Origin of the sequence: Indioceanicola profundi (genome assembly GCF_003568845.1) — a bacterium.
GTDB lineage: Bacteria > Pseudomonadota > Alphaproteobacteria > Azospirillales > Azospirillaceae > Indioceanicola > Indioceanicola profundi.
In genome coordinates this window covers 3,276,722-3,302,708 of the sequence record NZ_CP030126.1, presented here as the reverse complement: position 1 = coordinate 3,302,708, position 25,987 = coordinate 3,276,722, and the positions used below count along the sequence as shown (strand labels likewise).

General features: G+C 69.2%; 26 protein-coding genes. 11 read left to right on the top strand and 15 right to left on the bottom strand.

The window, feature by feature from the left end; all coding sequences use genetic code 11:
* Positions 1 to 14: 14 nt before the first annotated feature.
* Positions 15 to 1,019 carry a DUF6607 family protein gene (locus tag DOL89_RS15810; protein ID WP_205574603.1) on the top strand — a complete coding sequence of 335 codons (1,005 nt, stop codon included), beginning with the start codon at positions 15 to 17 and terminating at the stop codon, positions 1,017 to 1,019.
* A gap of 115 nt (positions 1,020 to 1,134) precedes the next feature.
* Positions 1,135 to 1,842: a tRNA (guanine(46)-N(7))-methyltransferase TrmB gene (trmB, locus tag DOL89_RS15805; protein WP_119680018.1), complete on the top strand. Its 708-nt coding sequence runs from the start codon at positions 1,135 to 1,137 to the stop codon at positions 1,840 to 1,842.
* A gap of 21 nt (positions 1,843 to 1,863) precedes the next feature.
* On the opposite strand, the gene DOL89_RS15800 is transcribed toward trmB, so the two are convergent.
* The 7 genes from DOL89_RS15800 to DOL89_RS15770 all read right to left on the bottom strand — a co-directional run bounded on the left by DOL89_RS15800 (position 1,864) and on the right by DOL89_RS15770 (position 7,822).
* The gene (locus DOL89_RS15800) at positions 1,864 to 3,033 is read right to left on the bottom strand and encodes an ABC transporter permease (protein WP_119680017.1); all 1,170 of its coding nucleotides are present in this window, start codon (positions 3,031 to 3,033) and stop codon (positions 1,864 to 1,866) included.
* A gap of 11 nt (positions 3,034 to 3,044) precedes the next feature.
* Positions 3,045 to 3,758 (bottom strand): ABC transporter ATP-binding protein, encoded by a 714-nt coding sequence (locus DOL89_RS15795; RefSeq protein ID WP_119680016.1) that lies wholly within the window; start codon positions 3,756 to 3,758, stop codon positions 3,045 to 3,047.
* A 28-nt stretch (positions 3,759 to 3,786) separates the two neighbouring features.
* Positions 3,787 to 5,241: an alpha/beta fold hydrolase gene (locus DOL89_RS15790; RefSeq protein WP_119680015.1), complete on the bottom strand. Its 1,455-nt coding sequence runs from the start codon at positions 5,239 to 5,241 to the stop codon at positions 3,787 to 3,789.
* A gap of 95 nt (positions 5,242 to 5,336) precedes the next feature.
* Entirely contained in the window at positions 5,337 to 5,552 is a 216-nt protein-coding gene (locus tag DOL89_RS15785) for a helix-turn-helix transcriptional regulator (protein ID WP_119680014.1), read from the bottom strand.
* On the bottom strand, positions 5,552 to 5,968 hold the full coding sequence (locus tag DOL89_RS15780) for a hypothetical protein (protein WP_119680013.1): 417 nt from the start codon (positions 5,966 to 5,968) through the stop codon (positions 5,552 to 5,554). Before DOL89_RS15780 ends, DOL89_RS15785 begins: the two co-directional genes overlap by 1 nt.
* A gap of 12 nt (positions 5,969 to 5,980) precedes the next feature.
* Positions 5,981 to 6,202, bottom strand: a complete 222-nt coding sequence (locus tag DOL89_RS15775; RefSeq protein WP_162937562.1) for a hypothetical protein — start codon at positions 6,200 to 6,202, stop codon at positions 5,981 to 5,983.
* A gap of 114 nt (positions 6,203 to 6,316) precedes the next feature.
* The gene (locus tag DOL89_RS15770) at positions 6,317 to 7,822 is read right to left on the bottom strand and encodes an amidase (protein WP_119680011.1); all 1,506 of its coding nucleotides are present in this window, start codon (positions 7,820 to 7,822) and stop codon (positions 6,317 to 6,319) included.
* Positions 7,823 to 8,065: 243 nt separating this feature from the next.
* Here DOL89_RS15770 and DOL89_RS15765 point away from each other — a divergent pair, with 243 nt between their 5' ends.
* The 5 genes from DOL89_RS15765 (at position 8,066) to DOL89_RS15745 (ending at position 11,677) form a co-directional block, all read left to right on the top strand.
* Positions 8,066 to 8,794 (top strand): response regulator, encoded by a 729-nt coding sequence (locus tag DOL89_RS15765; protein ID WP_119680478.1) that lies wholly within the window; start codon positions 8,066 to 8,068, stop codon positions 8,792 to 8,794.
* Between the two features lie 144 nt (positions 8,795 to 8,938).
* Positions 8,939 to 9,247 (top strand): YggT family protein, encoded by a 309-nt coding sequence (locus DOL89_RS15760; RefSeq protein ID WP_119680010.1) that lies wholly within the window; start codon positions 8,939 to 8,941, stop codon positions 9,245 to 9,247.
* Positions 9,248 to 9,252: 5 nt separating this feature from the next.
* Positions 9,253 to 9,588 carry a DUF167 domain-containing protein gene (locus tag DOL89_RS15755; RefSeq protein ID WP_119680009.1) on the top strand — a complete coding sequence of 112 codons (336 nt, stop codon included), beginning with the start codon at positions 9,253 to 9,255 and terminating at the stop codon, positions 9,586 to 9,588.
* A 51-nt stretch (positions 9,589 to 9,639) separates the two neighbouring features.
* Positions 9,640 to 10,551: a bifunctional methylenetetrahydrofolate dehydrogenase/methenyltetrahydrofolate cyclohydrolase FolD gene (gene folD / locus DOL89_RS15750; protein WP_205574601.1), complete on the top strand. Its 912-nt coding sequence runs from the start codon at positions 9,640 to 9,642 to the stop codon at positions 10,549 to 10,551.
* Positions 10,552 to 10,627: 76 nt separating this feature from the next.
* On the top strand, positions 10,628 to 11,677 hold the full coding sequence (locus DOL89_RS15745) for a magnesium transporter CorA family protein (RefSeq protein ID WP_119680008.1): 1,050 nt from the start codon (positions 10,628 to 10,630) through the stop codon (positions 11,675 to 11,677).
* A gap of 7 nt (positions 11,678 to 11,684) precedes the next feature.
* Here the strand turns inward: DOL89_RS15745 and DOL89_RS15740 are convergent, their stop codons facing one another.
* The 5 genes from DOL89_RS15740 to DOL89_RS24980 all read right to left on the bottom strand — a co-directional run bounded on the left by DOL89_RS15740 (position 11,685) and on the right by DOL89_RS24980 (position 17,454).
* Positions 11,685 to 12,689, bottom strand: coding sequence for a sensor histidine kinase (locus DOL89_RS15740; protein ID WP_119680007.1), 1,005 nt, complete (start codon positions 12,687 to 12,689; stop codon positions 11,685 to 11,687).
* Between the two features lie 214 nt (positions 12,690 to 12,903).
* Entirely contained in the window at positions 12,904 to 13,443 is a 540-nt protein-coding gene (gene infC, locus DOL89_RS15735) for a translation initiation factor IF-3 (RefSeq protein ID WP_119680476.1), read from the bottom strand.
* A gap of 152 nt (positions 13,444 to 13,595) precedes the next feature.
* Positions 13,596 to 15,581, bottom strand: a complete 1,986-nt coding sequence (thrS, locus tag DOL89_RS15730; protein ID WP_119680006.1) for a threonine--tRNA ligase — start codon at positions 15,579 to 15,581, stop codon at positions 13,596 to 13,598.
* Between the two features lie 110 nt (positions 15,582 to 15,691).
* Positions 15,692 to 16,432, bottom strand: coding sequence for a class I SAM-dependent methyltransferase (locus tag DOL89_RS24985; RefSeq protein ID WP_162937561.1), 741 nt, complete (start codon positions 16,430 to 16,432; stop codon positions 15,692 to 15,694).
* 38 nt (positions 16,433 to 16,470) lie between these two features.
* Positions 16,471 to 17,454, bottom strand: a complete 984-nt coding sequence (locus DOL89_RS24980) for a hypothetical protein (protein ID WP_162937560.1) — start codon at positions 17,452 to 17,454, stop codon at positions 16,471 to 16,473.
* A 131-nt stretch (positions 17,455 to 17,585) separates the two neighbouring features.
* Here DOL89_RS24980 and DOL89_RS15720 point away from each other — a divergent pair, with 131 nt between their 5' ends.
* Together DOL89_RS15720 and DOL89_RS15715 are read left to right on the top strand one after the other, a co-directional pair.
* Positions 17,586 to 18,629: a glycosyltransferase gene (locus DOL89_RS15720; protein ID WP_119680004.1), complete on the top strand. Its 1,044-nt coding sequence runs from the start codon at positions 17,586 to 17,588 to the stop codon at positions 18,627 to 18,629.
* A gap of 11 nt (positions 18,630 to 18,640) precedes the next feature.
* Positions 18,641 to 19,561, top strand: coding sequence for a glycosyltransferase family 9 protein (locus DOL89_RS15715; protein WP_119680003.1), 921 nt, complete (start codon positions 18,641 to 18,643; stop codon positions 19,559 to 19,561).
* A 78-nt stretch (positions 19,562 to 19,639) separates the two neighbouring features.
* On the opposite strand, the gene DOL89_RS15710 is transcribed toward DOL89_RS15715, so the two are convergent.
* The gene (locus tag DOL89_RS15710; protein ID WP_119680002.1) at positions 19,640 to 19,960 is read right to left on the bottom strand and encodes a hypothetical protein; all 321 of its coding nucleotides are present in this window, start codon (positions 19,958 to 19,960) and stop codon (positions 19,640 to 19,642) included.
* A gap of 219 nt (positions 19,961 to 20,179) precedes the next feature.
* Between DOL89_RS15710 and DOL89_RS15705 the strand changes: the two genes are divergently transcribed.
* Entirely contained in the window at positions 20,180 to 21,409 is a 1,230-nt protein-coding gene (locus DOL89_RS15705; protein WP_119680001.1) for an argininosuccinate synthase, read from the top strand.
* A 183-nt stretch (positions 21,410 to 21,592) separates the two neighbouring features.
* Here DOL89_RS15705 and DOL89_RS15700 read toward each other — a convergent pair whose 3' ends face one another.
* Together DOL89_RS15700 and DOL89_RS15695 are read right to left on the bottom strand one after the other, a co-directional pair.
* Positions 21,593 to 22,060 carry a YqaA family protein gene (locus DOL89_RS15700; RefSeq protein WP_318658518.1) on the bottom strand — a complete coding sequence of 156 codons (468 nt, stop codon included), beginning with the start codon at positions 22,058 to 22,060 and terminating at the stop codon, positions 21,593 to 21,595.
* A gap of 6 nt (positions 22,061 to 22,066) precedes the next feature.
* Positions 22,067 to 24,853 (bottom strand): ATP-dependent DNA helicase, encoded by a 2,787-nt coding sequence (locus DOL89_RS15695; RefSeq protein WP_119680000.1) that lies wholly within the window; start codon positions 24,851 to 24,853, stop codon positions 22,067 to 22,069.
* A gap of 253 nt (positions 24,854 to 25,106) precedes the next feature.
* Between DOL89_RS15695 and DOL89_RS15690 the strand changes: the two genes are divergently transcribed.
* The gene (locus tag DOL89_RS15690; protein ID WP_162937559.1) at positions 25,107 to 25,961 is read left to right on the top strand and encodes a peptidoglycan-binding domain-containing protein; all 855 of its coding nucleotides are present in this window, start codon (positions 25,107 to 25,109) and stop codon (positions 25,959 to 25,961) included.
* Positions 25,962 to 25,987: the final 26 nt, after the last annotated feature.

Here is a 25,987-nt window from a genome sequence, read left to right as displayed (position 1 = left end):
CAGGGAGGTTTCCCATGAAAAGCTCCGTCCGGATGCGGGCCGCACTGGCCGCCGTCATCCTGATCGCCGGCATTCCGGCGGCGCATGCCGCCGACCCGGCCTCTGCCTGCCCTGCCCCGGTGCGGGCGGAGGACTGCGCCAGGTTCCAGCAGGACCGGCAGGCCATCCTGGCCATGGCGGGCGAATACAGGGTCCGCTTCGACTTCCGCGAAACCGTGTTCTTCCTGCCGGACTACACGCCCATCGAGCCGAAGCGCAGCAACGGGCACGAGGTGGTGCGGGTGATCGAGGATACCGGCCCCACCATCCGCCTGCAGCATCTACTGGTGGTGGAGGATGAGAACGAGAAGCCAGTGGTCATCAAGCACTGGCGTCAGGACTGGAGCTGGGAGCCGGCCAGCGTGCTGACCTACCAGTCCTCCGGCCAGTGGGCGATCACGCCGGTTCCGCCCGAGGAGCGGGCGGGCGCCTGGAGCCAGACCGTCTGGCAGACCGACGATTCCCCGCGCTATGGCGGTGTCGGTCGCTGGGCGCACGATCTCGGCGTGCCGCGCTGGACCAGTGGGGAAGGTCTGCGGCCCCTGGCGCGGCGCGATGCCGTCCGCAAGCCGCCCTATGACCGTTATCTCGCCGTCAACCGCCACGCCCTGACTCCCGACGGCTGGGTGCATGAGCAGGACAATGCCAAGCTGGGGCCGAAGGACGGCCGGCAGGTCACCTATGTGCATGAGGTGGTGCTGAACACCTACCGCCACTTCAGCGACTATCCGGTGGAGGCCGCCGACAGCTACATGGACAAGACCTCCACCTACTGGGCCGCGGTGCGCAGGGCCTGGGACGATGTCGCCGCCCGTGACGGCGGCATCCGGGTGGCGGAGGAGGCGGAGAACGGTTCCGTCACCGGCCCGCGCCTGATGGGGCTGGCGGACGATGTCGTCTCCGGCAAGACCTCCACCCCGGACGCCATCGCCCAGGCCCGCCGTATCATCGCCGAGGCGACCCGGCCGGCGAAGGGCTGAGACGGGGCGTCCGGCGCGAGCGCGGTCGAAGCGGCGGCCGATCCCGTGCCGGATTGCGGCGGCGGTGCGAGGCGTCTACAGTCCGCGCCCGCCCGCCACCTGTTCCTGCCGCACGATGACCGACGAGACGTCCCCGAACCGCATGATGCTCTATGGCCGCCGCAAGGGCCGCCCCTTGCGCAAGCAGCGCCAGGGGCTGCTGGACACGCTGCTGCCCCGGCTGGAGCTGACGGTGCCGCCGGGCGGGGGCCGCATTGATGCCGGCGCCCTGTTCGACACGCCGAAGCGCGATCTCTGGTTCGAGGTCGGCTTCGGCGGGGGGGAGCATCTGGCGGAAACGGCGGCGGCGCACCCCGATGTCGGCTTCATCGGAGCGGAGCCCTTCATCAACGGCACCGCAGGCCTGCTTCAGCATATCGATGCCAAGGGGCTGACCAACATCCGCATCGTGCCGGACGACGCCCGGCCGGCGATGGATGCGCTGCCCGACGCCTGCCTGGGCCGGGTCTATGTGCTGTTCCCCGATCCCTGGCCGAAGGTCCGCCACGCCTTCCGCCGCTTCGTCGGGCCGGAGAACCTGCCCCGCCTTTCGCGCCTGCTGAAGGACGGTGGCGAGCTGCGTCTGGCGACCGACGACATGCAGCTCTGCCGCTGGATGCTGGAGCACACTTTCCGCTACCCCGATTTCGAGTGGCTGGCCCGCACCGCTGCCGACTGGCGCGACCCGCCGGACGGCTGGCCCGGCACCCGCTACGAGCAGAAGGCCAGGGAAGAGGGGCGGACGCCGGTGTTCCTGAACTTCCGCCGCCGCCCGCGGGGGTGACGCGCCGAGGAGCGCGGGGGCTCAGCCGGCGCCCAGGATTTTTTCATCCTTCAACTGCCGGGTCGCCTGCCACAAGGCGGCCGCGGCCAGAAGCAGGCAGAGGACGCTGGCGACGGCGACCTTGCCCAGGTCCAGTTCCCCGTCGGCCACCAGCGCGCGCAACAGCTCGATCTGTCCCAGAACCGGCGCCACCTCCATGAAGCCCTCCGGCTCCCGCCCGCCGAAGCTGCCGGAAAAGGCCAGCACCACCGGCGCGAAGGACAGCAGGGTCAGGTAGGTCTGCGCCTCCTTGAAGCTCTTGGCCAGCAGCGCCAGCATGATCTGCAGGGCGGAGGCGGCAAGCGCCAGGGGAAGCACAACCAGGATCATCCTGATCTGGGTTCCCGCATCCAGCGGGATGCTGACCCGCAGCTCCTCCAGCGGCGCGAAGTGCAGCAGGTTCATGCCCAGCACCACCGCGATCGCCGTGCCCGCCATCCCGAACAGCGCCGCATTGGCCCATTTGCCCAGGATCAGCACGGAGGGGTCCACCGGCTGGCTCAGCAGCGGGTGCAGGGATTTCCGCTCACGCTCCCCTGCCGTGCTGTCGATGGCAACGGTCATGCTGCTGAAGAAGGGAGCCGCGACGAAGAAATAGAGCAGCATGGTCGCGATCTGGAGCGTGGCGGCGCCGGCGGCGGCAACGTTCGCGCCGATGACCTGGATCGGACGCATGGTTTCGGCCGGAACGCCGCGGGCGATCAGACGGGCATGGGCGATGTCCGATCCGTAACTCTCGATCTGGGCGGCGACCTTGCGGGCCGCGAGGGTGGAACTGTCGCGCCGCTCGTCCCGGAACAGGGTCAGTTCCGCCGGCTCCCCCGCGCGATAGCGGTCGGGATAGTCGGGCGGAATGACCAGGACGGCGTCCGCGCCGGCCAGGGCCGGGATTTCCGCCGCCGCGCCCTCCCGGCGCTCCACCTTGATGTCGCGCCGCTCCAGCTCCGCCACCAGGGTGGGGGCGTGCGCCGCGCCGTGGACGGCCAGACTGACCGGGCGGTCGTTGCCGACCTGCTTGGCGATCATGGTCAGCATCGCCAGCACCAGAACCGGCCCGAACAGGGCGTACATCAGGGCGGCGAAGAGGGACCGCCGGTCGCGGCTATGATCGATGAACTCCGTGCCCAGCACGGTGAAGAGCTGCCTGCGCATCGGTTTTCTCCTCACGCCGCCAGTTGCACGAAGGCGTCCTCCAGGCTGGCGGCGCCCGTTCTCGCCACCAGCTCGGCCGGGCTGCCCTCCGCCACCGTCCGGCCGCCGGCGATGCAGACGATCCGGTCGGACAGCTCCGCCACCTCCGCCATGACGTGGCTGGACAGCAGGATGCAGCGCCCCTCCGCCCGCAAGCGGCGGAGCGTGTCCCGCAGCAGCCGGATGCTCATCACGTCCAGCCCTCGGGTGGGCTCGTCCAGGATCAGGTTGGGCGGCGCATGCACCAGGGCGCGGGCCAGGGCCACCTTCATGCTCTGCCCGGTGGAAAAGCCCTCCGTCCGCCGGTCGGCGATGTCTTCCATGCCCAGCTCGGCGATGGCGGCCCGGATTGCCTGCTCCATCGCCGGCCCGTCCATCCCGTGCAGCCGGGCGAAATAGCGCAGATGCTCCCGCACCGTCAGGCGGGGATACAGGCCGAAGGCATCGGGGAACCAGCCAAGCCGCTGCCGCGCCCGCTTCGGGTCCGCCGCTACTTCGATTCCGTCCACCGCCACCCGTCCGGCATCGGGACGCAGCAGACCGACCAGACAGCGCAGGCTGGTGGTCTTGCCCGACCCGTTGGCGCCCAGAAGGGTGGTGATCTCCCCGTCCCGTGCGGCGAAGGAGACCCTGTCCACGGCCGTCACCTTCTTGAAGCGCTTCACCAGTCCGCTGATCTCAAGCATGTCCTTGTCTCCTCCGGTCCGGTGCGGGTCAGGGGGTGGGGCCTTGCGGCGTGGTCATGAAGGGCGGACGGCCCCGCTCGCCCAGGCAGGCGGCATCCAGCCTGCTGCCGTCCGCGGCCTCCACGAACTCGGCGATCAGATCGCCGGCGCAGGGCGCGCCGCCCGTCACGATGTGTCCGGTGGCCGGGGCGACCAGATGCCAGGCGCGCGGCAGGTGGGCCGCCGCTTTGTCGGCGGATGCAGGCGGCGTCACCGGGTCCAGCGCGCCGGAGAGCAGCAGCACCGGCACATCCGTGGTGACCGGCTCCGCATAGCCGTCCGGCAGCGGGTCGGCGGGGAAGTCCCGGCACATCGTGCGCCAGCTTGCCAGCCAGCTCTCGCCGGTGAAGCCGGCGGCCAGCGGCACGCCCTCCGTCCGCGGCACCTCCTCCCGGCATAGGGAGGAAAGGGTGGAGCCCAGGAACATGGTGTCGCGCACGACGCTGCCGGCTCCGAAGGCCAGGGGCACGATGGACGTCGCATCCCCTTTGCCGATCAGCCGGTCCAGCGCATAGGGCAGCTTGGCGGCGGTGATGGTGGAATAGAGGACCGCACGCACCGACTGGGCGGCGCCGTCGCGGCTGAGCGTCACCGTCTCCACCTTGCCGTTCAGCCCGTCCGCCATGGTGACGGTGCTGCCCTCCCCCAGCTCCTCAAGCCACTCCTGGAAGCGGGCGCCCAGGTCGGGATAGGTCCCGGCACAGGCGGCATCCGCGGCGCAGGCCTCGAACAGGGCGTCCAGCGCCGCCTGGGAATGGGCGGGCTCTCCCGTCAGGAGAAGGTCGTTGGGCGGACTCACCCCGTCCAGAACGGCGCTGCGCACCGATCCCGGATATGCGCGCATGTAGAGAAGCGCCGTGCGTGTGCCCCAGGAACCGCCCCACAGATCCAGCTTGGCATAGCCCAGCGCCTGCCGCACCGCTTCGATATCCTCCACCACGTCCAGGGTGGAATAGCGGCGAAGGTCGGCGTTCCACCCGGCGCGGCACGCCGTCAGCGCCTTCGCCATGGATTCCGTGTTCAGATCCAACGTGATTGCGTCGTCTCCGGGCAGGCTGCAGGCCAGCGGATTGCTGCGGCCGGTGCCGCGCTGGTCCATCAGCACGATGGCCCTGGAATCCCGCACCTTCGCGAGCGCCGTCCCCACCAGCGGCCCCATGTCGTTCGCGGCCTGCCCCGGCCCGCCGGCCAGCAGGAACAGCGCACTGTCCGGCGGCTTGGCGCTGCCGCGGGCCGGCAGCACCGCCACATGCAGCTCGATTGTCCGCCCCGCCGGAGCCGACCGGTCCTCCGGCACCGTGATCCTGTGGCAGGTGGCAAGGTCCGTCACCCCCGGCACATGACAGGGCCTACCGACGGATGGCTGCGCTGCCGCGGGAGCCGCGGCCAGAACGCCCAGCGCCAACGCGGCAGCCTTCAACATGGAGATGGTCGCCTTTCTCATTGATCCTCCTGCGGTTGCGCATGTCGGCGTGGCGGGGGCGGGATCGCCGGGGTGGGACGGCGATGGTCGGGTGCGGGCCGCTTCGACCCTGTACGTTACTCCGCAGCTTTCGGCGCTTCGTCCGGCAGCAGGAAAATGGATTCCACCGGAAGGGCGAAGAGGCGGCCGATCTTCAGGGCGAGCGGCAGGGAAGGATCGTATTTTCCGGTTTCGATGGCGTTCACGGTCTGGCGCGACACGCCCAGCCGCTCCGCCAACTCCCCCTGCGACCATTTCCGCTCCACCCGCAGCATGGGCAGCCGGTTCTCCATCACAGATATCTCCGCGTCGCCCAGACGCCGCCGGCGATGGAGCCGATGGAGAAGGCGGCTCCCAGTACCAGCGGACCGTTCACCGGCAGGTCCGGCACCCGCTGGAGCAGCGTCAGGGTGAAAAGGGCGGTCAGCATGGCGGCGGCGCCCCATACCATCATGACCATGTGGCAGAGCCGGAACAGCTCATCCTGACGCAGGACGAAACGGGCGTAGATCACGCTGCCCAGCAGCAACGGCGCCAGCGGGGACAGGGCCGTCAGGAGGCCGCCCGGCCCGATCCCGAACCTGAAGGGCAGACGGGCCAGCAGGATACCTGCCGCAATTGCGACGATGGTTGCCAGGACATCGCGCTTGTCGCGGCGGGTCAGGCTGGACCAGCGGAGCCAGAGGCCGGCATGGGTGATCTCCGCCATCTCCTCTCCCCCTCAGTCCCGCAGATGGTCGAGCGTCGCGTCCAGCACCAGCAGGGCGGCGGCAATGTCCAGCGCCACTCCGGTCAGCGGGCCGTGGCGGGAGGGCGCGTCCTGCGGCGGCAGGGAAATCCGGCTGCCGGCCAGGAAGCCGGCCCCGAACAGGGCGACCGCGGCCAGCAGCGCGTATCGCGTGCGGGCCCGCCGCTTACGATCCCTGGCATCCGGGTTGATCACCGCCGCCACTCCCTGTGGCTGGCCCCTTCGGGCGTTCATCTCGTCACGCTATGTGACAAGCATCCTTTACACCTGTCAAGGACCTTTTACACCCCGGCTGCTTCCGCCGGCCGGCTACAGCGGCGGATGGCGGTCGGCCCAGGGGCAAGCCTGCTCCAACTGGGCGGCCAGGGAGATCAACGTCGTCTCCTCTCCGAAGCGGCCCACCGCCTGTACGCCGATGGGCAGGCCGGCGGGAGCCGCTGGTGTCGGCGCGGCCCAGTGCAGGGGAATACTGGCGGCCGGCTGGCCGGTTACGTTCCAGACCGGCGTATAGGGGATGAAGCCGAAGGCGCGGATCACCGCCTGGTCCAGGAACGGCCCCAGCTTCGCCAGCCCGCCCATCCCCAGAACCGCCGCCATTTCCTGCGCGAACGCCTCCGCCCCCGCCGGCTTCAGCGCCCCCCTGGACAGTGGCGGCTGGGCCAGGGTGGGGGTCAACAGCACATCGTATCGCTCGAAGAACGGGGCGATGAGGCGGGACTGGCGGTGCAGCCGCTCGATCGCCAGGGACAGATCCTCCGCAGAGAAGCTTCGGCCCAGCAGGCGGGCCAGCCAGGTAGCTGTCTCCACCTCTTGCCGTCTGGCCTTCGTGCCGGTCTGCGCCTCCGCCATGGCGAACTCCTGCGCCACGGCGGCGAAAAAGACGGTCATGAACCATTTCAGGAAGTCTGGATGCAGGTCGGGCGTTGCTTCCTCGACCTCGTGCCCCAACTCGGCGCAGAGCCGGGCAGCCTGGTCCAGAGCGCGCATGCAGTCGGGATGGACCGGGACGTCCACCGGCGGCTTTGAAGAGACAGCGATGCGGAGCCTTCCGGGCGGCCGGTCCAGCGCCGCGGCGAAGGATGTCTCCGGCGGGGCGATGCCATAGGGCGCCCCGGCATCCGGCCCCGCAACGGCATCCAGAAGGCGGGCGCTGTCGCGGACGGAGCGGGTGACCGCATGGGCGATGCTGGCCCCATGCCAGCCCTCCCCGATATAGGGGCCGTTGGGGGTGCGCCCGCGGCTGGGCTTCAGCCCGAACAGGCCGCAGCAGCTGGCCGGGATGCGGATGGAGCCGCCGCCGTCGGTGGCATGCGCCATGGGCACGCTGCGCGCCGCCACATGCGCCGCGGACCCGCCGGAGGAGCCGCCGGGCGTCCGGCTCCCGTCCCAGGGATTGTGGGCCGGGCCGAAGGTCTTGGGCTCCGTCACCGGCATCAACGACAGTTCCGGCACCTTGGTGCTGCCCAGCAGGATCAGGCCGGCGCGGCGGAACCGGGCCACCAGTTCGCTGTCCCGGTCGGGCGTCCAGCCCCGCCATATGGCGGAGCCGTTATGGTACGGGATGCCCGCCGCCACATTCATATTGTCCTTCAGCAGGAAGGGCACGCCGGCGAAGGGGCCGTCCGGCAGGGGTTCCTTCGCAGCCTTGCGGGCACAGTCGAATGCCCGCTCCACGATCCCGTCCAGCGCCGGTTCCACCGCCTCGATCCGGGCGATGGCGCTGTCCACCAGCTCGGCCGGAGAGACTTCGCGTCTGGCGACAAGCTCCGCCAGACCGGTGGCGTCGTGCTGCCCATAGGCCTGCCCGAGGGACATGCCCGACCTCCCTTTCTGTTCCGCTTCTGATTGCCCGGACATGGCCGGGGACGGAAGGGTACGTGAGGATTGCGGAATGCGCGAGAGGCGCAATCTCCAGCTATAATCCTTAGGGGATAGGTTTCCAGAGTTGCAGCGAACCCCGATCGGGGGCATTCCTTAGATTGGTTGCAGATATGCGGCGGAGCGCTGCCGGCGATGGCCGGCGGCGCCATCCGCGCGCCGGAACGGGGTCCCGGGGTCATGACGGACGGCCGCAAGATCTTGATCGTGGACGATGAGGCGGAGCTGCGCGAGCTGCTGACCGCCTATCTGGGACAGCAGGGATTCGATGTGGCGGCGGCGTCCGGCGGGGATGAGCTGGACAAGCTGATGATGCTCGGCCAGCCGGATCTGGTGCTGCTGGACCTCGGCCTTCCGGGAGAGGACGGGTTCAGCATCGCCCGCCGATTGAAGAAGCCGGACGGCAGCGGCCCCGCCATCATCATGGTGACCGGCGCCGGCACGGTGGTGGACCGTGTCGTGGGACTTGAGCTGGGGGCCGACGATTATGTCGCCAAGCCCTTCGATCTGCGCGAACTGCTGGCGCGGGTGCGCGCCGTGCTGCGCCGGGGTTCTGCCAAACCGACCGCCGCCGCGGCGCCGGAGGCGGATGGGCGGGAAATCATCGGCTTCGGCCCGTGGAAGCTGGACATGGCCGCCCGCTCCCTGCGCCGGCAGGATGGCGACCTGATCGAGCTGACGGCCATGGAGTTCGACCTGCTGGCGGTTTTCGCCACCAAGCCGAACCGGGTGCTGACCCGCGACCAGCTCCTGGACATGGCCCATCACCGGGACAACGAACCCTTCGACCGCTCCATCGATGTCCGGATCGCGCGGCTGCGCCGGAAGATCGAGATCGATCCGGCCCGGCCGCAATACATCAAGACCATCCGCGGCGCCGGCTACATGTTCACGCCGAAGGGCGAGTAGCGGCGGCGGGCGCAAAAGGCCGGACAAACCGGAAGTGGCAGACCGCTTGCTCCGATGGCCGGCGGTCCGCACACGGGCGCACTCTGGACATGTGCGGGGTGCCACATTACGTTCCGGGTGCGCGCAAGACTGCATGGACCCGATATGGCCCCGCTCCTCCTCGCCCTGCTCAGCCTCATCGACATGATTCTGGGACTGTATGTCTGGGTCCTCATCATCTCGGCGGTGCTGAGCTGGCTGATCGCCTTCAATGTCATCAACACACACAACCGCTTCGTCTACACGGTGGCCGACATGCTCTACCGGCTGACGGAGCCGGTGCTGCGGCCCATCCGCAACGTCCTGCCGAACCTGGGCGGGGTGGACATCTCCCCGGTAATCGTCATCCTGATCATCTTCTTCCTGCGCAACCTGATCGCCGGTTACGCGCCCTACATCGCGGCTGCGGCCTGACCGGAATGCCCGCCGCTCCGGCCGCCGCGATCGAGGCTGCCGCGGGCGGCGTGCGGGTGCATCTGCGCGTTTCGCCCAAGGCGTCGCGCACGGCTGTGCAGGGTATCGCCGAATCCGCTCCCGGCCGTATGGCCGTGAAGGTCGCCGTCACCGCCCCGCCGGAGAACGGCAAGGCCAACGAGGCGGTGCTGAAGCTGCTGGCCAAGGAATGGCGGCTGCCGAAGACCAGCCTTGAGGTGGTCGCCGGTGGCGCGGACCGCTCTAAAATTATACACGTAGCCGGAGAGACGGCGGAGCTGCTGCCCCGCCTCACGGACTGGGCCGCCGGGCTCGTCCGTTGAGGGGGCGTGCTGCCGCCCAGTCCCTTGTTTCCAGTCCGGGTGGCACACGACATGTCTGAAGCACGCATCATCGACGGCAAGGCCTTCGCGGCCGATCTGCGCGGCCGCATCGGCGTCGCGGTCCATCGGCTGAAGACCGAAAAGGGGCTGGTGCCCGGCCTGGCCGTGGTCATCGTGGGCGAGGACCCGGCCAGCCAGCTCTACGTCAAGAACAAGGGGGAGCAGAGCCGGATGGCCGGCCTGCACTCCGTCACCCACACCCTGCCGGCGGAGACCACGCAGGAACAGTTGCTGCGGCTGGTCAACCAGTTGAACCACGACCCCGCCATCCACGGCATCCTGGTGCAGTTGCCCCTGCCGAAGCACATCGACTCCAACGCCGTGCTGGCCGCCATCGATCCGGACAAGGATGTGGATGGCTTCCACATCGTCAATGCCGGGCGGCTGGCGGTGGGCTTGCCCGCCCTGGTGCCCTGCACCCCGCTGGGCTGCCTGATGCTGCTGAAGGACGTGATCGGCGAGCTGCGCGGTCTGCACGCCGTCGTGGTCGGTCGCTCCAACATCGTCGGCAAGCCCATGGCGCAACTGCTGCTCCAGGCCGACTGCACCGTCACCGTCGCCCACAGCCGCACCGTGGACATCGCCGAGACCTGCCGCGACGCCGATATCCTGATCGCCGCCGTGGGCCGGCCGGAGATGGTGCGCGGCGACTGGATCAAGGAAGGCGCGGTCGTCATCGATGTCGGCATCAACCGCGTCCCCTCCGCCGATCCGGAGAAGGCGGCCCAGGGTAAGACCCGCGTAGTCGGCGACGTGGCGTTCGAGGAGGCCAAGGCCGTGGCCGGCGCCATCACCCCGGTGCCGGGCGGGGTGGGGCCGATGACCATCGCCTGCCTGCTGCTGAATACCGTCACCGCAGCCTGCCGCAGCCGGGGCCTGCCCCTGCCGGAAGAGCTGGTCTGATGTCTTCCCGGCCGGGCCTGTCCTCTGCCGGCCGCTTCCTGCATTTCAACTGCCCGGACAGTAACGGAGGTGCCGGTTGATCACGGCCTATGTCCGCACGGATGACCGGCTCCATGCCCTGCCGCTGGAAGCGGGGGCGGACATGCCGGCGGGGACCGTCTGGCTGGACGTGCTGCGTCCTGAGGAGGCGGAGCGGGAGGACATCTCCACCCGCCTGGGCGTCGATCTGCCGACCCAGGAGGACATGCGCGAGATCGAAGCCTCCTCCCGCCTCTATACCGAGGACGACGCGGCCTATCTCACCACGCCCGTCATGTCGCGCGGGGAGGATGGCCGGCCGGACCTCGGCATGCTGACCTTCGTGCTGACGCCCACCGTGCTGATCACCGTCCGTCACACCGAACCGCTCTGGCTGGCCATCTTCGCCGCCCGCGCCCTGCGCCAGCCGGGGCTGGTGACCGGCCATCTGGACGCCATGCTCGGCATCCTGGAAGCGGTGGTGGACCGGGCGGCGGACGTGCTGGAGATCGTCCGGGGCGAACTGGACCAGCTCTCCCAACAGGTGTTCAGCGAGCTGGATGAGCGTGGGCCCGCCAAACCGCATGGCCGGCAGCATGAAAGCCGGAAGCGTCAGGCCGTCAAGCGTCGGCAGGAGAAGCGCAAGGCCGAGTCGGACGCCCTCCGCGGCGTCATCACCGCCATCGGCCGCGCCGGCGACCTGACCCACAAGGTGCGCGACAGCTTGGCCGGGCTGGAGCGGCTGGGCGCCTTCGCGGTGGCGGTCGCAGGCCCGAGAATGGCCAAGGACCAGAAGCTCCGGCTGAAGACCATCAGCCGCGACGTCCACTCCCTGGTGGAGCATGCCGGCTTCCAGGCCATGCAGACCAATTTCCTGCTGGACGCCACGCTGGGCGTGATCAACATCCAACAAACCAATATCATCAAGATCTTCTCGGTCGCCGCGGTGGCCTTCCTGCCGCCGACCCTGATCGCCAGCATCTACGGCATGAATTTCGAGTACATGCCCGAACTGTCCAAAGTCTGGGGCTATCCCGTCGCCCTGGTCCTGATGGTGATCAGCGCCGTGCTGCCGCTCTGGTACTTCAAGCGGAAGAAGTGGCTGTGAGTTTGGGCTAAACCTGCCACGCCACGCTTGCCCTGGTGCCCAGCGGCCCGGATTCGATCTCCAGCTCGCCATCGATCTGGGAGGTCAGGGTGCGCAGCAGCATCATGCCCAGGCTGTTGGCGTTGCGCCAGTTCAGCCCGGCGGGCAGGCCGCGTCCCTCGTCGGCGACGGTCAGGCGGATGGTCCCCCTTCCGTCGCGGGCCAAGCCGATGCGGATCGGTCCGGGACCGCCGGCATAGGCATGCCGGTTCGCATTGACGACCAGTTCGTTCACGATCAACCCGACCGGCACGGCCTGCTCCACCGGCACCTCCAGCGGGGCGTCCGGCATGTCGAAATGGAGGCGTTCGGGATCGGCCACGTCCACATTCTCCGCCAGCGGGCGGAGCAGGGCGGCAAGGTCCACATCGCCGGCGCGGTCGCCCTGATACAGCAGCCGGTGCACCTCCGCCACGGCCCGGACCCGGGCGGTGGCATCGTCGAACACGGCGCGGGCGGCCTCGTCCCGGGTGCGCATCCGATGGAGCTGGACCAGGGAGGCCACCATTTGCAGCGAGTTCTTCATCCGGTGGTTCATCTCCCGGATCAGAACGGTCCGGGCCTTGGCGGCAGCGCGGAGTTCCTCCTCCGCCAGCCTGCGGGCCGTGATGTCGGTGAGAACCAGGGTCAGCCGGACCGGCGCGCCGGTCCGGCTCCGCTGCAAGCGCCCGCGCTCCGCCATCCAGCGGATGCCGCCGCCGACATCGACGATCCGCGCCTCGCCCTCGAAATCCTCGCCTGCCTCCAGGAGGTCGGCGATGCGTCGGCGGAAGGCCGGCTGCTCCTCCGGATGGTAAAGAGCCGTGAGCCCGTTGAAGTCGGCATTGTCGGGGCCCGTATCCGGCAGAAGCCCGGCCGGACGGGACATCCAGCCCAGCCGATCCGTCGGGATATCCCAGACAGCGATCAACGCACCGCTGGCCTCCAGGATGGTGAGGAGGGTGTCATCGGGTGCGTCACAAAGGGTGTTCACGTGCCTACTTCCAATGCGCGGGCTGGCGCTCGGCCAAAGAGGTTGCACGTTGTATGAAAGAGGTGGGTAGCGTCAATCGCGGTCCATGCAGGTCACGGGTTCGTCACGCAGCCTGAAAGCACGAAACCCCCGTCCGCGGGATCGCCGCGGCGGGGGTTCGGGGTCCGCTGGCCCTACGAGGCAGGGGCCGGGTCGAGAGGTGCGGGGCGGCCGCTCAGCGCGGCGCCAGCACCATGACCATCTGCCGGCCTTCCAGGCGCGGCATCTGTTCGACCTTGGCCATTTCCTCAAGTTCGTCGCGCACGCGCACCAGCACGTCCATACCGAGATTCTGGTGCGCCATTTCACGCCCGCGGAAGCGCATGGTGACCTTCACCTTGTCGCCTTCCTCGATGAAGCGCCTCATGTTGCGCATCTTGATCTCGTAGTCGTGCTCATCGATGCCGGGGCGGAGCTTGATCTCCTTGACCTCGATGACCTTCTGCTTCTTGCGCGCCTCGTTGGCCTTCTTCTGCGCCTCGTACTTGAACTTGCCATAGTCGAGGATCTTGCAGACCGGCGGGTCGGCATTGGGGCTCACCTCGACAAGGTCGAGGCCGGCCTCTTCGGCGGCGAACAGTGCGTCGCGCAGGCTGACGACGCCAACCATTTCGCCATTGGCATCAACAAGGCGGACGGAACGGACATTGATCTCGCGATTGATCCGGGGGCCATCGCGCTGGGGCTCCCGATCAGTGGTGGACGGCCTGGCTATGGAACCTTCTCCTTCGGCTGTGGGCGGCCGGCGACGGGTTGGACAGCGGCTGCCCCGAACAGAAGCAGCCGGACCCGAGCCCTGTCCGGCGGATAAATCCGCCGGTCGTCGATCCACCCTGTTGGCGCACGCCGGTTGAATCCGGCGTGCCGTTAGAACGCAGACTGAATGGCGCCGTTCCCCGCCGGGGAACGTGCTTCGACCATAAGATTAGCGACAGCTTCGTCCAGGGCAAGGATTTCCTGATCCTTCGACCCCAGACGGCGGATGGCGACGGTGCGGTTTTCCGCCTCGCGCCCGCCGACCACGAGCATCACCGGCACCTTGGCCAGGGAATGCTCACGGACCTTCAGGTTGATCTTTTCGTTGCGGACGTCAAGCTCGGCCCTGAGACCGGCCGCCTTCAGCGCCGCCGCGACATCCGCCGCATAGCCGTCGGCTTCCGAGGTGATGGTGGCGACCACCACCTGCACCGGGGCCAGCCAGAGCGGGAACTTGCCGGCATAATGCTCGATCATCATGCCGATGAAGCGCTCGAAGCTGCCCAGGATGGCCCGGTGCAGCATGACAGGCCGGTGGCGGGCGCCGTCCTGGCCGATATAGCTGGCATCCAGCCGCTCCGGCAGCACGAAGTCGAGCTGCAGCGTGCCGCACTGCCAGGACCGGCCGATGGCGTCGGTCAGGTGGAACTCCACCTTCGGGCCGTAGAAGGCGCCCTCGCCGGGCAGCTCCTCGAACGCTAGCCCGTTGGCGCGGAGCGCCTGGCGCAGCCCTTCCTCCGCCTTGTCCCAGACATCGTCGGAGCCGGCACGCACATCGGGGCGCAGCGCCAGCTTCACCGCGATGTTCTCGAAGCCGAGATCCTTGTAGACGCCGAGCTGGAGCTTGAAATACTCCGCCGCCTCGGTCGGCACCTGATCCTCGGTGCAGAAGATGTGGGCGTCGTCCTGGGTGAAGTTGCGCACGCGCAGGATGCCGTGCAGCGCGCCGGAAGGCTCGTTGCGGTGGCAGTTGCCGAACTCGGCCATGCGCAGCGGCAGGTCGCGGTAGCTCTTCAGCCCCTGGCGGAAGATCTGCACATGGGCCGGGCAGTTCATGGGCTTCACGCCCAGCAGCTTCTCCCGCCCCTGCTCGTCCACGCTCTCGCGGATCTTGAACATGTTGTCGCCATACATGTCCCAGTGGCCGGAGGCCTTGAACAGGCTGCTGTCGAAGAGCTGCGGCGTACGCACCTCCACATAGCCGGCCTCCTCCAGCTTGGCGCGCATGTAGCGCTCCAGCGTCCGGTAGAGCGTCCAGCCCTTGGGATGCCAGAACACGCTGCCCGCCGCCTCCTCCTGGACATGGAACAGGTCCATCTCCTTGCCCAGCTTGCGGTGGTCGCGCTTCTCCGCCTCCTCGATCATGTGGAGATAGGCGGCCAGCTCCTGCTCCGTGCGCCAGGCCGTGCCGTAGATGCGCTGGAGCTGCGGGTTCTTCGCGTCGCCGCGCCAATAGGCGCCGGCCACCTTCATCAGCTTGAAGGCGTGGCCGACCCGGCCCGTGCTGGGCAGGTGGGGGCCGCGGCAGAGATCGTACCACTCGCCCTGGCGGTAGATCGTGATGGTCTGGTCCTCCGGCAGGTCGGAGATGATCTCCGCCTTGAACTTCTCGCCGATGGACTTGAAGTGCTCGATGGCCTCGTTCCGGTCCCAGACCTCGCGCGTGAAGGGCCGGTTCTCATCCACGATCTCGTGCATCCGCGCCTCGATCCTCACCAGATCCTCGGGCGTGAACGGCGTCTCGCGGTAGAAGTCGTAGTAGAAACCGTTGGCAATGGCCGGGCCGATCGTCACCTGCGTGCCGGGATACAGCTCCTGCACCGCCTCGGCCATGATATGGGCGCTGTCGTGACGGATCAGCTCCAGCGCCTCGTCGGACTTGGCCGTGACGATCTCCAGCGCCGCATCCTGCTCCACCGGCAGGGCGAGGTCCTTCACCTGGCCGTCCAGCTTCACGGCAAGTGCGGCCTTCGCCAGCGACTTGGCGATGGAGCCGGCGATCTCGGTGCCGGTCACGCCGCGCGCATAGGTGCGCACGCTGCCGTCGGGCAGCGTAATGGCGATCTGGTCGGCAGCGTTGATCTCGGCCACGGACATGGCGGTTCCCAATGCAAGGATGGTTTCAGGAACCGGGACATTGGGTAGCGGGTCCACCCATTGTCAAGGCCGGCAAAGGCGCGGCTGGGTTGCCCGATGGCGCAACGGCGTCAGGCCGTGGCCTCGGCGATCAGCACCAGCTCGCGGACCAGCGGCCCGCGGGACGTCCAGCGATTCAGCAGCCATTGGCGGAGCTTCTTGCCCGACAGGCGGGCCGGCGGCTCCGTCCCGTAGCCGGACAGGCGGATGTCGCGGAACCCTGCCTCCTCCAGCATGCGGGTCAGCATGTACTGGGTGACGGGGGTTATGTGACCGTATTTGCGGAAATGCTCCTCATCGAAGAAGGGATGCTGCCCGCGGCGCAGCCAGCGCTCCACCATGATGGGAGCCTCGACATTCGGGGTGGTCAGCAGCAGCCGGCCGCCCGGCTTCAGCAGCGCATGCAGCTTGCGCGTGAAGTCCCACGGATTCTCAAGATGCTCGATGATCTCCAGCGCCGTGACGGCATCGAAGGGGCCGGGGAAATGCTCCGGCCCGTCCACGTTCAGGTCGGCGGTCAGGAAGGGGATGCGGTCGGCCAGCCGGAAGGAGCCCGTGGCAAGGTCGCTGGCGGTGACGGCGAACCCGGCCTCCGTCAGGCGCAGGGCAAAGGCGCCGGAACCGGCGGCCATGTCCAGGACCCGGCCTCCCGGCGGGAAGCCGCGCGCCGCAAGCCCCGCCGCATGGGCGTGCAGGCCGGTCAGCGCATGCACCACCAGCCCCTTGTAGGTTTCCATGTCCGGCGTCAGGGCGGCCTCGCCCTGGCGGAAAGTGTCGATACGGGAAACGGGGCCGCTCATCTTCTCATCCATCTCAAGGATATCCGGCAACGCGCCGACAGCGCCGGTGACTACCAGCGCAGTTCCGGCGCGCGCTTGCGGAGCGAGGTCAGGAACCGCTGCCCGGCGCTCTTCTTTTTCTTCTTCTTGTACAGGCCGACGACCGGTTCCGTGCCCCAGCGCCGCACCACCTCCTCCAGCAGATGGGGGTGGCGGTCGTACTGGTGCAGCACGGCGCTGACGCTGCCGTCGGGATTGTGGACCAGCCCTTCGGCGTCGAGGACCAGTTCCTCCGGCCGGGCGCGGCCCACCGTGGCGACCAGCCCGTAATTGGGGCAGATGGCGGTTCCGGCGATCAGGCGGCCATGGGCCAGCATGTTGCAGGTGGCCTGGTCCACGCCGAAGCCGAAGGTGCGCACCACCTCCGCCCGCGGGATGGCCGCCAGCAGCAGCGACAGCCGGCAGAACTCCAGGATCTGCTCCCGGTCGCCCAGCACCGTGCCGACGCAGACGCATCCCCGGTCGCCCAACTGGTCGGCCAGCTTCCGCCCGACCACGCGGCTCATCCAACGCAGATTGATGCCGCCGCCATTGGTGCGGAGCGTGTTGGGCTCGTCCTCCAGATAATAGCAGATTGGCGCGGTGGCTCCGGCGAAGGGGTCGGACTGGAACACCACGTCGCGCACATCCGTCACCAGCGCGCGGGCGGCCTGGGGATAAAGCTCCAGGGCGCGGATGCTGTACAGGAAGCGGGACACCACGATATGCGGCGCATAGGCGCCGGCGAACTCGTCGGGCGCGTCCGCCGGGACGGCGGCGACATCATGCTCCGCCAGGAATGCTTCCATGACCGGATCGGGCCGGATGATCAGGGCGGCGGGCGCGGACGTCACCGCGCGCAGCGACTTCACGAACGGGGTGACATCCGCGACGCCATAGCCGACAGCACAGCCGATCACCATGCCCGGCCCGGTGGAGGCGGCAGGGGCGGGCAGCGGAGTCCGCGCCGGCCAGAGATCGCCGGCCCGGGCCAGCCAGTTCAGATACGCCGTCATCGGGGCCGGACCTCCGCAAGGTTGCGGCGGGTGGTATCCGCCATCGGGGGCGACGGGTCAATGGGCTGCCCTGGACATGGGGGGCCGGCATCCCGTAAAGCAGGCAGGCCGAGACAGGGGCTCTTGCACCGATGCGCATTCTCCACGCCGCCAACTTCAATCTGAAGAAGGACGGGCGCGACTATTTTCTGACGGCGCACAAGCTCTCCGCCGGGTGGACCCGGCTGGGGCACGCCGTCTATGACTTCTCCGACCGGGATGTCGCTAGGGCGGCGACCCCGTTCGGGGCCAAGGCGCTGGGCGTGCGCAGGATGAACCGCCGCTTCCTGGACACCGTGGACAATATGCGCCCCGACCTGGTGGCGCTTGGCCAGAAATGCATGGTCGCCCCGGCCACGCTGAAGGAGATGCGCCGGCTGCATCCGGCCGTGCGGGTGCTGCAATGGAACCACGACCCGCTGTTCGACGCGCCCAATGTGGAGGCGCTGAAGGCCAAGCTGGAGCTGGCGGACGCCACCTTCGTCACCTCCGCCGGGCCGGAGCTGCAGGCGCTGGCCCGGCCGGGGCGGGCCGTGGCCTTCATGCCCAATCCCCAGGACCGCAGCATGGAGCAGGGGCGGAGCTTCGCCGCCGAAAGCCATGCCGCCGACCTGATCTATACGGTGGGCACGGCCGGTTTCACCCGGCAGGTGGGCGGGGAGACGCGGGATGTCCGGCAGTTCTGCCAGGACCTCCGCAAGCGCCTGCCGGAGCTGCGCTGCCGCTTTCCCGGCCTGCCGGGGGAGCCGATGCTGTCCGGCGCCGCCTACCATGCCGCCCTGGCGGAAAGCCGGATGGGGCTGTCCCTGTCGCGGCGCAGCGACCACCATCTCTATTCCTCCGACCGGATGGCCCATCTCATGGGCAACGGGGTGCTGACCTTCATCGACCGGCGCGCCGGCTTCGCGGACATCTTCACGGAGCGTGAGGCCGCCTTCTACGGCAGCGTGGAGGAGCTGGAGACCAAGCTGCGGACCTTCCATGCGGATGAGCCCGCCCGCCGCGCGGTGGCGGAAGCCGGCTGGGCCAAGGCGCACTGGATGTTCGACGGCACCATCGTCGCCCGCTACCTGCTGGAGGTGGCGTTCGGTCTTCCCCTGTCGGGCGATTACGCCTGGCCCCTGCACCAGTATTAGCGGACCCCGCCTTGCCTTCGCCCAAGCGCATCCTTTTCGTCGGCTGGACCCGGATCGGCGACGCCGTCATGTCCACCGTGGCGCTACGCCACATCGTGGAGACCTGGCCGGATGCCCGGCTGACCATCATCGCCGGCACGCTGGCGGAGCAGGTGCTGCGCCATGTGCCCAATGTCGAGCGCATGATCGTCTACCGCAAGCGGTCCTGGAACCGGCACTGGCTGGAACTGCTGGCGCAGACGGTGACGCGGCGCTGGGATCTGGTGGTCGATCTGCGCGACAGCGCCGTCGGCTATCTCGCCCCCAGCCGCCGCACGCTCCGCTTCCGCAAGGGAGCGGTTCCGGAGCTGCGGGTGCGGGAACTGGCCCGGCTGCTGGGGCTGGAAGCCCCGCCATGGCCCGCCATCTGGCTGTCGGAGGCCGAGCGCGCGGCAGCCGGACGGCTGGTGCCGGAGGGGCGGCCCGTGATCGCCGTGGCCGCCAATGCCGGCCGGCCGGAGAAGGTCTGGCCGACGGAGCGGTTCGTGGAGGTGGTGCGGAGCCTGTCGGCGCCCGACGGCCCTCTGCCGGGGGCCAGGGTGCTGATCGCCGGCGGGCCGGGGGAGGAGGGGTTCACCGCGGTGCTGCGCGCCGCCTTCCCCGATGCCGTCGAACTCGCCGGGCGGGAGGAGCTGCTGGTGCAGGCGGCCTGCATCGGCCGGGCGGCGCTTTATCTCGGCAATGACAGCGGGCTCAGCCATGTGGCGGCGGCGCTGGGCGTGCCGACGCTGGCCGTGTTCGGCCCCACCGACCCCCGCCAGTACGCCCCCTTCGGCCCGCATGCCGCCTACGTGGGCGGCACCACGGACGGACCCGCGCGCGGGATCGAGGATGTGCCGGTGAGCGAGGTGCTGGCGGCGACGCGCGCACTGCTGGACCGCCGGATCGGGTAAGAAGGTCCGGCATCGTGACGGGCCGTCGCAGATGCCGGCTCCCGCTACGCCCGCGCCGAGTTACGGCCAACCGCCCCCTTACCGCAGCGGGTCATCATCCGGATGCACCCGCGACTTGTACTCGTCATGCACGGTCTGGTCATGGCCGGAGCGGTTGGAGAAGAAGACCAGCGCCATCAGGCCGCCGCCCACGATCACCGAGCCGATTCCCCCCAGGATCAGGGCGATGATCCCATGCCCGCTGACCTCCCCCTGCCCGTCCGCCTGCGCAGCGGCCCGGTCGGTGGAGGTCCAGACATCCACCGCCATCCAGATGGACACGCCCAGCAGCGCGACCAGGACCACGATGATGAACAGGGCGCCAGTGGACAGGCGCGGACCGGAACGGGGACCGGACATGCTGGTTTCCCTGAAACGAAGCGAACGGTTCGGCGGCGAGCCTAATGGCCGGCCATCCCCCCCTCAACCGGACAGAGCAGCGCAGGTCGCGCATGGCTCCCAAACGCGCGCCGGCCCGTTCCCGCCGGCCCCGCATCTGGACAGGCGGGGAAGCCGCCGCTAACGTCCGGCCCCGTCAAATCTTTCCCTGCAACCCGCTTACACGCAACGGATCGTCCCATGAGCAGCCCCAGCAGCGGTGTGAAGAAAGTCGTCCTGGCCTATTCCGGCGGCCTCGACACCAGCGTCATCCTGAAATGGCTGCAGGAGACCTACCGATGCGAGGTGGTGACCTTCACCGCCGATCTGGGCCAGGGGGAGGAGCTGGAGCCGGCGCGGAAGAAGGCGGAGATGTTCGGCGTGAAGCCGGAGAACATCTTCATCGACGATCTGCGCGAGGAGTTCGTGCGCGACTTCGTCTTCCCGATGATGCGCGCCAACACGCTCTATGAGGGCACCTATCTGCTGGGCACCTCCATCGCCCGGCCGCTGATCGCCAAGCGCCAGATCGAGATCGCCAACCAGGTGGGCGCCGATGCGGTCGCCCATGGCGCCACCGGCAAGGGCAACGACCAGGTCCGGTTCGAGCTGGGCTATTACGCCCTGAAGCCGGACGTCACCGTGATCGCCCCCTGGCGCGAGTGGGAGCTGAACAGCCGCACCGCCCTGCTGGACTTCGCCGAGAAGCACCAGATCCCCATCGCCAAGGACAAGCGGGGCGAGGCCCCCTACTCCACCGACGCCAACCTGCTGCACATCTCCTACGAGGGGAAGGCGCTGGAGGACCCCTGGGTGGAGCCGGACGAGGACATGTTCACCCGCACCGTCGCCCCGGAAAAGGCGCCGGATCAGCCGGAATATGTGGAGATCGAGTTCCTGAAGGGCGACCCGGTCGCCGTGAACGGGGAGGCGCTGTCCCCCGCATCCCTGCTGACCCGGCTGAACGAGCTGGCCGGCAAGCACGGCATCGGCCGCCTGGACCTGGTGGAGAACCGCTTCGTCGGCATGAAGAGCCGCGGTGTCTACGAGACGCCGGGCGGCACGCTGATCAGCATCGCCCGCCGCGGCATGGAGAGCATCACCCTGGACCGCGAGGCCATGCACCTCAAGGACGAGCTGATGCCGCGCTATGCCAAGCTGATCTACAACGGCTTCTGGTTCAGCCCGGAGCGCGAGGCGCTGCAGGCCCTGATCGACAGCACCCAGGCTACCGTCAACGGCACCGTGCGGCTGAAGCTGTTCAAGGGCAGCGCCCGCGTGGTGGGCCGCCAGAGCCCGAACAGCCTCTACCGCCTGGACTACGTCACCTTCGAGGCGGACAGCGTCTACAACCAGAAAGATGCCGAAGGCTTCATCAAGCTGAACGCCCTGCGGCTGCGGCTGGGGACGATCGCCAAGCAGAAGATGTGAGGCGGGTCGGGGCAAAACAGTTCGGCGAGCGCCCCCGCAGGGGATGGCGGTTGCAGGGATTTTGACAGAGTTCCGTAGGTCGCAAGGAGCGGAGCGGATTGCGACAACCCGGTTCCGACACCGGCATAAATCCCGTAGGTCGCAAGAAGCACAGCGGATTGCGACACCCCGCCCCGCCGCCCCCTACCCCAGCCACCCCAGCGTCGCCAGGGTCAGCACCACGTAGCGCGCCGCCTTTCCGATCCCGACCAGCAGGGTGAAGAGCCAGAAATTCACCCGCAGGCTCCCCGCCACCACGGTGAGCGGGTCGCCCAGGAAGGGCGTCCAGGCCAGCAGCAGGGATGGCAGGCCCCACCGGACGAACACCGCCTCCGCCTTCAGAAGCGCCTTTTCCGGCACGGGGAACCAGCGGCGGCCGCTGAAATGGCGCAGCCAGCGCCCGGCTGCCCAGTTGACGCAGCTTCCCAGGGTGTTGCCCGCCGACGCCACGATCGTCAGCAGCACCGGATCGTGGTGCCCGCCGGCCAGCAGCCCCACCAGCAGGAATTCCGATTGGGCCGGGAGGATGGTGGCGGCCAGGAAGCTGACCAGGAACAGCGACCAATAGGCCCAGAGGCCGGGCTCCATCCCGCCGGTGAACCAGTCCAGCACGCGGCCCTAGCCTTCCGCCAGGAATTCGCGCGTGATCGCCACCGCATTCTTCAGGCCGACCCGCTGCATCTCCACCCCCTCCGGGAACGCGCCCTTCAGGCGTGAGGGCATCATCGGGTCCAGCAACACGAAAACGCCGACATCGTCCGCCCGCCGCACCAGCCGGCCGAAGGCCTGGCGCAGCCGGAGCCGCGTGATCATGTCGTCATAGCGCTTGGCCCCGGCGACCTTGTCGAAATGCTCCCGCCGGGCGCGGTGCAGGATGTCGGGGCGGGGCCAGGGCACGCGGTCGAACACGATCAGCCGCAGGCTGCGCCCCGGCACGTCCACCCCGTCGCGCACGGCATCCGTGCCCAGCAGGCAGGCATTCTCCTCCCCCCGGAAGATGTCCACCAGGGTGGAGACGTCCATCCCGTCCAGATGCTGGGCCAGCAGCGGCAGCCCGGCCTGCTCCAGCGGCAGGCCGATCCGCTCATGCACGGCGCGCAGGCGCTGGATGGCGGTGAACAGCCCGATGGCCCCGCCATGGGAGGCCAGGAACAGCTCCCGGTAGGCGGCGGCGACCTGCTTCAGATCGTCCTTGCGCACATCAGTGACCACCAGCACCCGCGTCTGGGCGGCATGGTCGAAGGGGCTGGGCACGGCGGCGCGCAACGGCGGCTTCGCCATGTGGACGGCCCCGGTGCGGATCGCCGCCGCCTGCCAGTCCAGCTCCGGATCGCCGGTGCCGTCGGTCAGCGTGGCGGAGGTCACCACCATGCCATGGGCCTGCCCGCCGACGCTGGCGGCGAAGGGCACCGTGGGGTCCACCCAGTGGCGGTACATGCCGACATCCATGTCGCGGCCGTCGGACCGCTCGATCCCGAACCAGTCCACATATTGGGGCGGCGTGTCCTCCCGCAGGGCGGCCAGCATCTGCCGCCAAGCCGCCACCTCGTTCTGCGCCCGACGCTTCAGGGAGCGGGCGACGCTGTCGATGCGGCGGCGGGTCTCGCTTTCCAGCTCCTCCGACTCCTCGTCCAGCATCTCCTCCAGCCGGATCGCCAGCTTCTCCAGCGGGCGCAGCAGTTTCGCCAGGGCGGCGTCCAGCTCCGCCGCGGTCTCCAGCAGCCCCTCGATGGGCGGGCGCGTCTCCGTCTCCAGGCTGTAGGGGTTGTCGGGGCCGTGGGCGCGGGCATAGGTCTGGGTACGAACCATGGCCAGGAACGCTTCCGCCGGGCCTTGCGTGATGCCGCCATTGATGCGCTGGGACCAAGCATCGCCGGGCAGGGCGCGGGCGGCCTGCACGATCTCCTCCAGCAGCTCCATGGCGGGGGCGTCGCCGCCCACCAGATCCTCCACCCGGCGCTTCAGGCCGCGGGCGCGGCTGCGCCCCGACACCTCCGCCCCGATCAGCCAGCGGCGCAGCTCATGCGTCTCGAAGGCGGTCAGATGGCCGGCGAAGGCGTTGTCGGCGGCGTCGAACACATGGTGCCCCTCGTCGAAGACGAAGCGGGTCGGCACATAGGCGTCGTCCCCGCCGCCCAGCGCGGCCTGGATCATCACCAGCGCATGGTTCGCCACCACCACATCCGCCTTGCGGGCGCGGCGCACCGACTTCTCGATGAAGCATTTCTGATAGTGCGGGCAGGCGCTGAACACGCATTCCCCCCGCCGGTCGGCTAGGGCTAGGGTGCGGCCCTTGCCCAGTATGTCCACCAGCCAGCCGGGGAAGTCGCCGCCCTGCATGTCGCCGTCGCGGGTGCAGGCGGCCCAGCGCGCCATCAGCCCCACGGCGGTCATGTAGGCCGGCTGGGTCTGGGCCACCCCGACCGCCTCCTCCAGGTTCAGCAGGCAGAGATAATTCTCCCGCCCCTTGCGGATGACGACGCGGCGGGCCTTCTTCTCCGGATCGGGGTGCAGCCGGTCCAGCTCCTTGTCGATCTGGTGCTGGAGCTGGCGGGTATAGGTGGAGATCCAGACCGGCCCCTTGTTCTTCTCCGCCCACAGGGTGGCCGGCGACAGGTAGCCCAGCGTCTTGCCGACGCCCGTTCCGGCCTCCGCCAGCACCAGGTTCGGCGTGCCCGCCATCTCCCGCGGGGTGAAGGCGGTGGAGCAGGCGCTGGCATAGTCCGACTGCTGCGGCCGCGGTTCGGCATGGATGCCGGTGGCGACCAGCTCCGCCAGCCGGCGGCGGGCCTCGGCGGGTTCCACCAGGAACTGGCCCGGCGGCGGCTCCGGCGCGTCGGCCTGCCATTCCTTGAGCTGGCCCCACACCATCAGGGAGCGGCGCGGGTCCCCGCCGCCATCCGGCCGGCCGAGTGCGGCGAGCACCGCCGGCCCCCAGCCCCAGCCGGCCCGGCCCATGGCGAAGGCGATGCCGGCGGCATCCGACCGGTCCTTGCGGTGCGGGTCCATCAGCTCCGTCAGCAGGGCGCGGGCGGCGTCCACCACCGCCACCGCCTCCCCTTCCGCATCCTGCGGCATGTCCAGGCCCAGCGCCTCCGCCAGCCCCTTCGGGGTCGGCAGGCAGAAGCGGGCGGGCCGGACGAAGGCGAACAGCTCCAGCACGTCGTAGGCGCGGAAAGGATCGGTGCGCAACCGCCGGGCCACGGCGCGCGCATGGCACAGGATGGGGGGATCGTCGCGCAGCCGCCGGGCCGCCGCCTCCGGCTCCAGCACCTCCACCTCCCCGTCGGGGGTCACCAGAGTGGCATGGCGCGCCCCCACCACCAGCGCCGGTGCGGGCGGCAGCAGCAGGCGGCGCCCGGAATGGGCGGGAGCCGGGCGGTGGAGGTCTGGCGTCAGCGTCATGGCGCGGGAGTATAGGGGGCCGGCCTTTACCGTACACCAACAAAGCGGGAACGCCCGCACTTGTCGCTGCCCGGCCCCGCCGCCGGTTGCCAGTCATCCAGAAGCAGCAGAGCCCGACCCGCATGCCACAAAAGGTCACCACCCCACACCAAGGTGGTACGTGAGGAAATACGGGAAATCCTGTTGGGCATGCACGAAGCGATTGAAGCGGCCGCGCATCGGCGTCAGCCGCACAACTGAGGAAGGAATCACCATGAAGTCCAAGCTTCTGGTCACCACGATCGCCGCTGCGGCTCTTTTCGCTGGCGGCGCAATGGCGCAGCAGGGCGGCACCTCCACGGATTCCGGTTCCATGGGCACCACCGGCACGGCCGGCACCACCGGCGCCACGGCCGGAGGGTCCATGGGCGGGTCGCACGCCGACCCCGAGGTTGACGCCCCCTCCAGCGCCACCGGCGGCATGGGCGGCTCCAGCAGCGTCAGCGGTGCGGACACGGCCGGCGCGCCGGGCGGCCCGGCGGGCGGCATGGGCGACCAAGCCTCGACCGGCGGCACGGACACGAATGTCGGCACCGGCTCGACCGCCGGCGCGGGCATGAGCGACGCCACCGGTTCCAGCGGGTCCACTGGTTCCACCGGCATGGCCGCCTCGGGTTCGGGCAGCAGCTCTGGTTCGGCTCAGGCCAGCATGGAGCCGCCGACCTATAATGGCCAGCAGCTCGACAGCCAGCAGATCCGTCAGGTTCAGCAGGCGCTGAGCGAGCAGGGCCAGGATCTGGATGCCGACGGCATCTGGGGCCCGAACACCAAGGAGGCCCTGCGCTCCTTCCAGGAAGCCGAGAACATCGACGCGACCGGTGAGCTGGATGAGCAGACCGTCTCCGCCCTCGGCGTCGATCTGGAGTCCGAGGTCGGCATGGGCGGCTCCGCCTCCGGCAGCAGCAGCATGGGAAGCACCGGCGCCGCGTCCGAAGGCATGGGCGAGGGCGCTACCCAGGTGACCCCGGGCGAGGGTTCCGACCCGTCCGAGGCGCAGCTCGTCCCCGATGCCGAGGACGACAATGCGGCTCCGGTCCGTGACCTGAGCACCGCCAGCGGCGGCAACTGATCGACCGTTTCCGTTCCATGACGTTC

Coding starts and splice junctions, on each gene's coding strand:
- DOL89_RS15810 (WP_205574603.1), top strand. CDS start 15: ATGAAAAGCTCCGTCCGGATGCGGGCCGCACTGGCCGCCGTCATCCTG.
- trmB (WP_119680018.1), top strand. CDS start 1,135: ATGACCGACGAGACGTCCCCGAACCGCATGATGCTCTATGGCCGCCGC.
- DOL89_RS15800 (WP_119680017.1), bottom strand. CDS start 3,033: ATGCGCAGGCAGCTCTTCACCGTGCTGGGCACGGAGTTCATCGATCAT.
- DOL89_RS15795 (WP_119680016.1), bottom strand. CDS start 3,758: ATGCTTGAGATCAGCGGACTGGTGAAGCGCTTCAAGAAGGTGACGGCC.
- DOL89_RS15790 (WP_119680015.1), bottom strand. CDS start 5,241: ATGAGAAAGGCGACCATCTCCATGTTGAAGGCTGCCGCGTTGGCGCTG.
- DOL89_RS15785 (WP_119680014.1), bottom strand. CDS start 5,552: ATGGAGAACCGGCTGCCCATGCTGCGGGTGGAGCGGAAATGGTCGCAG.
- DOL89_RS15780 (WP_119680013.1), bottom strand. CDS start 5,968: ATGGCGGAGATCACCCATGCCGGCCTCTGGCTCCGCTGGTCCAGCCTG.
- DOL89_RS15770 (WP_119680011.1), bottom strand. CDS start 7,822: ATGTCCCTCGGGCAGGCCTATGGGCAGCACGACGCCACCGGTCTGGCG.
- DOL89_RS15765 (WP_119680478.1), top strand. CDS start 8,066: ATGACGGACGGCCGCAAGATCTTGATCGTGGACGATGAGGCGGAGCTG.
- DOL89_RS15760 (WP_119680010.1), top strand. CDS start 8,939: ATGGCCCCGCTCCTCCTCGCCCTGCTCAGCCTCATCGACATGATTCTG.
- DOL89_RS15755 (WP_119680009.1), top strand. CDS start 9,253: ATGCCCGCCGCTCCGGCCGCCGCGATCGAGGCTGCCGCGGGCGGCGTG.
- folD (WP_205574601.1), top strand. CDS start 9,640: ATGTCTGAAGCACGCATCATCGACGGCAAGGCCTTCGCGGCCGATCTG.
- thrS (WP_119680006.1), bottom strand. CDS start 15,581: ATGTCCGTGGCCGAGATCAACGCTGCCGACCAGATCGCCATTACGCTG.
- DOL89_RS24985 (WP_162937561.1), bottom strand. CDS start 16,432: ATGGATGAGAAGATGAGCGGCCCCGTTTCCCGTATCGACACTTTCCGC.
- DOL89_RS24980 (WP_162937560.1), bottom strand. CDS start 17,454: ATGACGGCGTATCTGAACTGGCTGGCCCGGGCCGGCGATCTCTGGCCG.
- DOL89_RS15720 (WP_119680004.1), top strand. CDS start 17,586: ATGCGCATTCTCCACGCCGCCAACTTCAATCTGAAGAAGGACGGGCGC.
- DOL89_RS15710 (WP_119680002.1), bottom strand. CDS start 19,960: ATGTCCGGTCCCCGTTCCGGTCCGCGCCTGTCCACTGGCGCCCTGTTC.
- DOL89_RS15705 (WP_119680001.1), top strand. CDS start 20,180: ATGAGCAGCCCCAGCAGCGGTGTGAAGAAAGTCGTCCTGGCCTATTCC.
- DOL89_RS15695 (WP_119680000.1), bottom strand. CDS start 24,853: ATGACGCTGACGCCAGACCTCCACCGCCCGGCTCCCGCCCATTCCGGG.
- DOL89_RS15690 (WP_162937559.1), top strand. CDS start 25,107: ATGAAGTCCAAGCTTCTGGTCACCACGATCGCCGCTGCGGCTCTTTTC.